This window comes from Vulcanococcus sp. (assembly GCF_044369115.1).
Taxonomy (GTDB): Bacteria; Cyanobacteriota; Cyanobacteriia; order PCC-6307; family Cyanobiaceae; genus Vulcanococcus.
Map to the genome: position 1 here is coordinate 1 of NZ_JBIPMN010000172.1, position 5,464 is coordinate 5,464.

Below are 5,464 nucleotides of genomic sequence, written 5' to 3' on the forward strand. Positions count from 1 at the left end.
CGGAGGTTACTACATCATCAGTCTGACTGACAGCCAGCCCAAACCATTTGCCGTTCCTTATCAGGCGATAACACTCAGCGACAACATCACAGTCTGCAGCCTGCGCAATGGCGACACCATCACAGGCTCAGAAGCCAACGACGTTATCGATGCCTTACCGCAGCCCCAACAGGCCAACCAGAGCTATCCGGGCGTTGTGATCAATGGTGGCAGTGGACGCAATGTGTTGCTCGGCACTCCCGGACCCGACACGATCACAGGCGGAAGCAATGACGACACATTGATTGGCCGTGGAGGAACCGACAATCTCATCGGAGGTGCTGGAAACAATAGCTTCCTTCCTTGGCCGGATCTCACAACAGCCACGAGCCTTTCCAATACAGCAATCAGCGGCAGCAGTGGACTGGATGTTGTTTATCTGCGCGGCAATAAAGACCAGTTCAGTAGCACAACCGGCTGCACTCGCACCAGCTGCAATGTGAGTGCCAAAGGGGGCACGCTGAGCATGAATGGCGTTGACGTGATCATCTTCAAAGACGGGAGGGTGGATCTGCCATGAGCCAATCCAACCAGTCTGGATATCCGATCCTTGCCAGATGGACTCCGTGCCATTTTGGGCGAGATAATGGAGGCATCAAGGGGCCTCAAATGGCACCGGTTTCGCCAAGAAAACGAGCTGGCACAGGCGGTTTCAGCATGCCAGAAGTGCTGGTCTCCTCAGCGCTGCTGGCGTTTGTGGTAGCGAGCTCAACACAGCTTTACATCAACTCGGGCTCAACGATCCAGAAATCCAGCCTGCGGGATGCGGTGAACGCGCGCATTGCCGAAGATCTTGAGGAGCTGAGGCGGGAAAGCTGGCGCTGGGCTTGTGAAGATGGCAGCGAAGGTGGCATCCCTACAGCCTGCACGGGAAGCACGGCTGATGCCGATAAACCGGTGGCTTACAAAACAGGCCGAAGCGTGTACAGCACATTTGCTGAACTTGCTCGGTACAAGCAGGCCTGTGGATTTGGAACGAACTCGAGCCGCATCTCTCAGACAACCGCTGCACTAATGCAACAGGAGCGCACATTGGCCGATGGTTCAAAAGCGTTCCCCAGCGGGCCAGTCACCCTCAGCTGGAGCAAAAACCTCCCCGCCAATACAACCGCCCCGGCACACACTGCCTCCGTGAACATTCAACGAACGATCACTGTGAACAGCTCGGATCAAAACCAGCTAGATGTGAGCTACAGCACGACAGCCATATCACCAGTTCAGGTCTCTCTGAACGCCTCGCTCACTCCACAGGCCCTGAGCTGGTGTCCCTGAACCACTCAATCACCAAGACCAATCACCTGCTCAAGCACAATGCGCTGTACGCGCTCACCCTGAGCAGTTCCGAACTGCTGCTCAATCCTTAGCACCAACAAACCAGACCGACTATCCAGACAAGCCGAAAAAGGCTGCTCTGATGACTTTGCCACATCCACAACAGTCGTACTGCCAGTAGAAGCCAAATGGGTGAGACATCCGCTCCAAATCTGAGGTTTCACAGCCAAGCCATCAATGACCACCCGATTGAGTGACTGAGCTCCCCCACTGATCAAGCCATCCAAACCAAACGCAGGTCCGCAACGCATCAGCACTCGGCCTCGCCAGATCGCGCTTGGAGCCGCACCCACCGAATAGGTGATCGGCCCTGCACCCGTACGCAGGTGCAATACGGGGATTCGCCCCGCCAGGCTGCAGCCGTGCCGCTCCAGCTCCGGCGTTGTGCTCACAGCATGGGCCTGGGCCAGATCGTGTTGCACCAGCTCCAGGGTGCGTCGCTGAGCGGCACGCTCCCTCAACAACCTTGAGAAACGTGCTCCGTTGTGCCGATCCGCCATCAGCCCCTGCAGCATCACACCACTGAGCGCCAGGCCCAGGCTGAGCGAGAGCAGCAGTTCCACCAAGGAAAAGCCGCCCATGCTCCTAAAGCGCAGGGTCGAGATCACAGCGACCGCTCTGGTAACGGCCCAGCCGGGTGATCCCAAGCGGCAAGGCCATCACCAGACAGCGTTGCAGCGTTGTGCCGGAGCTCGTTAGCACTGCGGTACCTCCATCGAGCACCAGTCCATTGCTGCTGAAGCGCAGGACAGCCGGGAAGTTATGCACCAGCTGCACTTCCCCCGCCGCAATGGGCTCCTTGATGGTCTCGAGCGTTTGCAGGCACGGCGCAAGGCTGCTTCCACTCGGCGGAGCCCATCCCTCAGGCTGGAGGCTCACACCACAGGGTCTCCCCAGCTTCTGAGCCTCGGCCCGGCCGCGCTGGATGCCCTGATCCAGCCGGCGAGTAGCGGCTTCAAGCCGCTGACGGGCCAGGGTTTCGCTGCCCCCGCGCCAGCCCAACACAGCCAACAGACCAACAATGGCGATCCCCACCAGGAGCTCAGCCAACGAGAACCCGTCGGGTTGCTGACGATTAACCCGGACCATCACGGCAAGTCCTCCACCTGGCTGTCGGTGAGCGGCTCATCCACCGGGCAGGCGGTTCCCAGGCCAGCCGTGGTGACCAAACGCTCGCGCACGACAGCTGACTCCCCGGCAAACCGCCAGCGAAGCCGCAGCTCATCGGGCTCCTCACCCAGCACCACCTCGCGCTGCAGCTGCGGTGGAGCCGGTACAGAAGCCGCCATCTCCCTGAGCTGCTCAGAGCTCACAGCACACGAGTCGACTGCCTCCACGGCTCGTCGCCAATAAGCCTGCAACTGCAAGCGGTCGAGCTCGATCCTCTCGATCCGCTGTTGACGGAGCTCACCTTGCTGAACGCTGCTGGCCGACTGGGCAAACAGCTGCAGTGAGCCGCCGGAGGCAGCGGTGAACACTGCCGCGGCCACCATCACTTCCACCAACTGCATCAACCCAGCTCCTTCACGCCCGTGGTGCCGAGCCAGTAGCGTCGCTTCAGGCCGCCGTCTGGAAGCTGGAGCTGCAAAGCACCACCACCGGCCTGCGGCGTCCAATCCACCAGCTGGAGCGGCTGGCCATCGATCCATAGCCGTTGGAGGGCATCTGAATCCAACCCGGATGGGCAGGGTTCGCGCAGCGCTTGCAAGCGCCAATCCGCCAGAGGCACCGCTTTGAGGCAGGCAAGGCGCCCATGGAAGTCAGCCGCTAATCGCTGCGCCCCTGAGGCCAAGCGATCTTCCGCCTGAAGGCGCATGCGCTCAGCCGCCTGCACCTGACGAGTGTGCAGCACCAGCGTCTGCAGCGACAGGCTGCTGAGCAGCAGCACCAGGGCCCCGGTGATCGACAGGGGCAACACAAATCCGGCGTCCCGGGCCGGGTGAACACGCAGAACCATGGAGCATTCCGGCAAACCATGGGCTGAGCATTCCCCCCACGGCTACAACGGAGCCATCGGCAGCATGGCTGCGATGGCCGAAGGGCTCGACCGCGACATCGAACTGCTGGAGATCCACGAAGTCTCCGCCTGGCGCCAGCAGCTCGGGGCGGCCGCCGCAGGCCTGCTCACAGCAGGGCCGATTGGCTTGATTGCCTCCTTGATCACCTTTCGCAAGCTGGAAGGCAACTGGCTGCCCTGGACGCTGATCGGCGTGCTGGCAGCACCACCACTGGCCTACGGCCAGTGGCGCGGGGTGGACGCCCTGCAGCGGCTCAGGGCCGGTGCTGATGAGCAAGCGGCGGCTGATCTAGCGGCTGAGCAACTGATCACCGAATCCGATCGCATTGCCCGCAGCTGCGCTCTGGCACAGCGCAATGGCAGCAACAACGGCCCCATCCGCAACCCACTCGATGGCAGCGATCTGTTCTGCGATCCCAGCCACCCCACCACGGTGGTGATCACCAGCCGCAGCTTTGCACCGTTGCAACAGCCCCGCAGTTGCGGCAGCAGCACACTGGCGGCGGGCACCAGCGCGGCGCAATGGCTGGTGTCACCAGCGGGAACACTGGTGTGCCAGGCGATTGCCAGCTCCGGCTTCTTGTGGTGGAAGCAGGGGGTGATCAACCGCCAGGCGCTCTACCGCCGCTGCACCGAAAACCTGCGCCGGGAAGCCCGCACCGGCTTCAGCCGCACCGCACACCAGCTCGGCCTGCGCGACTACTGCGCTGAAGAGCGCGCTGTGCTGGCCCGCGATCGAATCAGGGGGCTCCCGTAGACACTGGCGCGTTGGTTGCCGCAGCTTGCAAACAAGCCGGTAGAAAAGCCCACCAGCTCAGGGTGGAGGTGCATTGCTGCGGGTTCTCGCAGGGAAGCGATGAGCAACGCTGCGTGGGCCGGCCACCGAGCTCCACCACAAACGTGGTGGGCAATTCCCGCAGGATGCCCATCGACGAGATCGTGCCAACCTTGGCGTTGCGAAGGATCGCGGCCCGCAAACCTTCCACCCGCAGGTCGCGACCCCGGGCTAACAGCGGACGGAAGGCCTGGGTTTGCTGCTGCAGGAAGGCCACGCCGGCCGGCGAATAGAGGAAATTGGCAAGGGGCACGAGCCCCACGGCGTACGGCTTGGCTAAGGCAGCCCGGAGCTGATCGTCGGGCCAGCCGGAATTGGCCGCCAGCTGCAACAGGCGCCGATCGCTGAACGTGCCATCGGCCACGAACTGCTGCAGGGCGGCGTAAGGAATGGTCCAGAGCTCGGCACCACTAGCGAGCCGCAAGGTCTGGGTGGCGCCGGAAGGCTCCAGCGACGCTGGCGGCTGGATCACGGGACCAGCAGGAGCTGGAGCGGAGGCCGCTGGTGGCTGCTCAGCGGCAGATACGGCGTGGAGACCCATGCACAGGCCAACGCCAAGCAGAGAAGCGGCAGCCTTTGAAGCGCGGGTCACTGGTTGAGCTTGAGCACGGCCATGAAAGCCTCCTGGGGCACATCCACCTTGCCCATCGCCTTCATCCGCTTCTTGCCCTTGGCCTGCTTCTGCAGCAGCTTTTTCTTGCGGGAGATGTCGCCGCCATAGCATTTCGCCAGCACGTCTTTTCGCATGGCACTGATGCTTTCAGAGGCGATTACGCGGCTACCGATGGCCGCCTGAATCGGGATCTTGAACTGCTGGCGGGGGATCAGCTCCTTGAGTTTCTCCACCAGGCCTTTACCCACGTTATAAGCCTTGTCGCGGTGCACGATCGTGGTTAGCGGATCAGCCTTCTCGGCATTGATCAACACATCCAGGCGCACCAGATCGTTTTTTCGATAGCCGATCAGTGAATACTCCATCGAGGCGTAACCCTTCGTGCGGCTCTTCATCTGATCGAAGAAGTCAGTCACCACTTCAGCCAGCGGCATCTCGTAGTGCAGGGTCACCCGATCGGTGGTGATGTATTTCATGTCGATGAATTCACCACGACGCTCCTGACAGAGCTCCATCAACGTGCCGTTGTAGGTGTTGGGGGTGTAGATCTCGAGCTTCACATAGGGCTCTTCGATCGATTCACGCTTCTGGGGATCCGGCAATGTGGCGGGGTTGTCCACCATCATCG

7 protein-coding genes and 2 pseudogenes are annotated in these 5,464 nt (G+C 61.6%); 3 read left to right on the top strand and 6 right to left on the bottom strand.

The genetic code is table 11. The features are described from left to right. Window positions 1-559: pseudogene (locus ACIQ2E_RS12090) on the top strand (hypothetical protein); the annotation flags it as partial. A gap of 89 nt (window positions 560-648) precedes the next feature. Further along, window positions 649-1,311, top strand: coding sequence for a PilW family protein (locus ACIQ2E_RS12095; RefSeq protein WP_398330814.1), 663 nt, complete (start codon window positions 649-651; stop codon window positions 1,309-1,311). 5 nt (window positions 1,312-1,316) lie between these two features. Here the strand turns inward: ACIQ2E_RS12095 and ACIQ2E_RS12100 are convergent, their stop codons facing one another. The 4 genes from ACIQ2E_RS12100 to ACIQ2E_RS12115 are packed head-to-tail and all read right to left on the bottom strand — an operon-like array spanning window position 1,317 to window position 3,328. Beyond that, a complete protein-coding gene (locus ACIQ2E_RS12100) occupies window positions 1,317-1,952 on the bottom strand; it encodes a prepilin-type cleavage/methylation domain-containing protein (protein ID WP_398330817.1) in 636 nt (211 codons plus the stop codon). 4 nt (window positions 1,953-1,956) lie between these two features. Continuing rightward, on the bottom strand, window positions 1,957-2,460 hold the full coding sequence (locus ACIQ2E_RS12105) for a GspH/FimT family pseudopilin (protein ID WP_398330820.1): 504 nt from the start codon (window positions 2,458-2,460) through the stop codon (window positions 1,957-1,959). Continuing rightward, the gene (locus ACIQ2E_RS12110; RefSeq protein ID WP_398330823.1) at window positions 2,460-2,882 is read right to left on the bottom strand and encodes a hypothetical protein; all 423 of its coding nucleotides are present in this window, start codon (window positions 2,880-2,882) and stop codon (window positions 2,460-2,462) included. Before ACIQ2E_RS12110 ends, ACIQ2E_RS12105 begins: the two co-directional genes overlap by 1 nt. Continuing rightward, entirely contained in the window at window positions 2,882-3,328 is a 447-nt protein-coding gene (locus tag ACIQ2E_RS12115) for a hypothetical protein (RefSeq protein ID WP_398330826.1), read from the bottom strand. The genes ACIQ2E_RS12110 and ACIQ2E_RS12115 overlap by 1 nt, the downstream gene beginning before the upstream one ends. On the opposite strand from ACIQ2E_RS12115, the gene ACIQ2E_RS12120 reads away from it, so the two are divergent. Then, window positions 3,327-4,145 (top strand): hypothetical protein, encoded by an 819-nt coding sequence (locus tag ACIQ2E_RS12120; RefSeq protein ID WP_398330829.1) that lies wholly within the window; start codon window positions 3,327-3,329, stop codon window positions 4,143-4,145. The two genes, ACIQ2E_RS12115 and ACIQ2E_RS12120, sit on opposite strands and share 2 nt — an antisense overlap. Here ACIQ2E_RS12120 and ACIQ2E_RS12125 read toward each other — a convergent pair. Together ACIQ2E_RS12125 and ACIQ2E_RS12130 are read right to left on the bottom strand one after the other, a co-directional pair. Continuing rightward, window positions 4,129-4,764, bottom strand: coding sequence for an alpha/beta hydrolase (locus tag ACIQ2E_RS12125; protein WP_398330832.1), 636 nt, complete (start codon window positions 4,762-4,764; stop codon window positions 4,129-4,131). The genes ACIQ2E_RS12120 and ACIQ2E_RS12125 overlap by 17 nt on opposite strands. A 47-nt stretch (window positions 4,765-4,811) precedes the next feature. Next, window positions 4,812-5,464: pseudogene (locus tag ACIQ2E_RS12130) on the bottom strand (elongation factor 4); the annotation flags it as partial.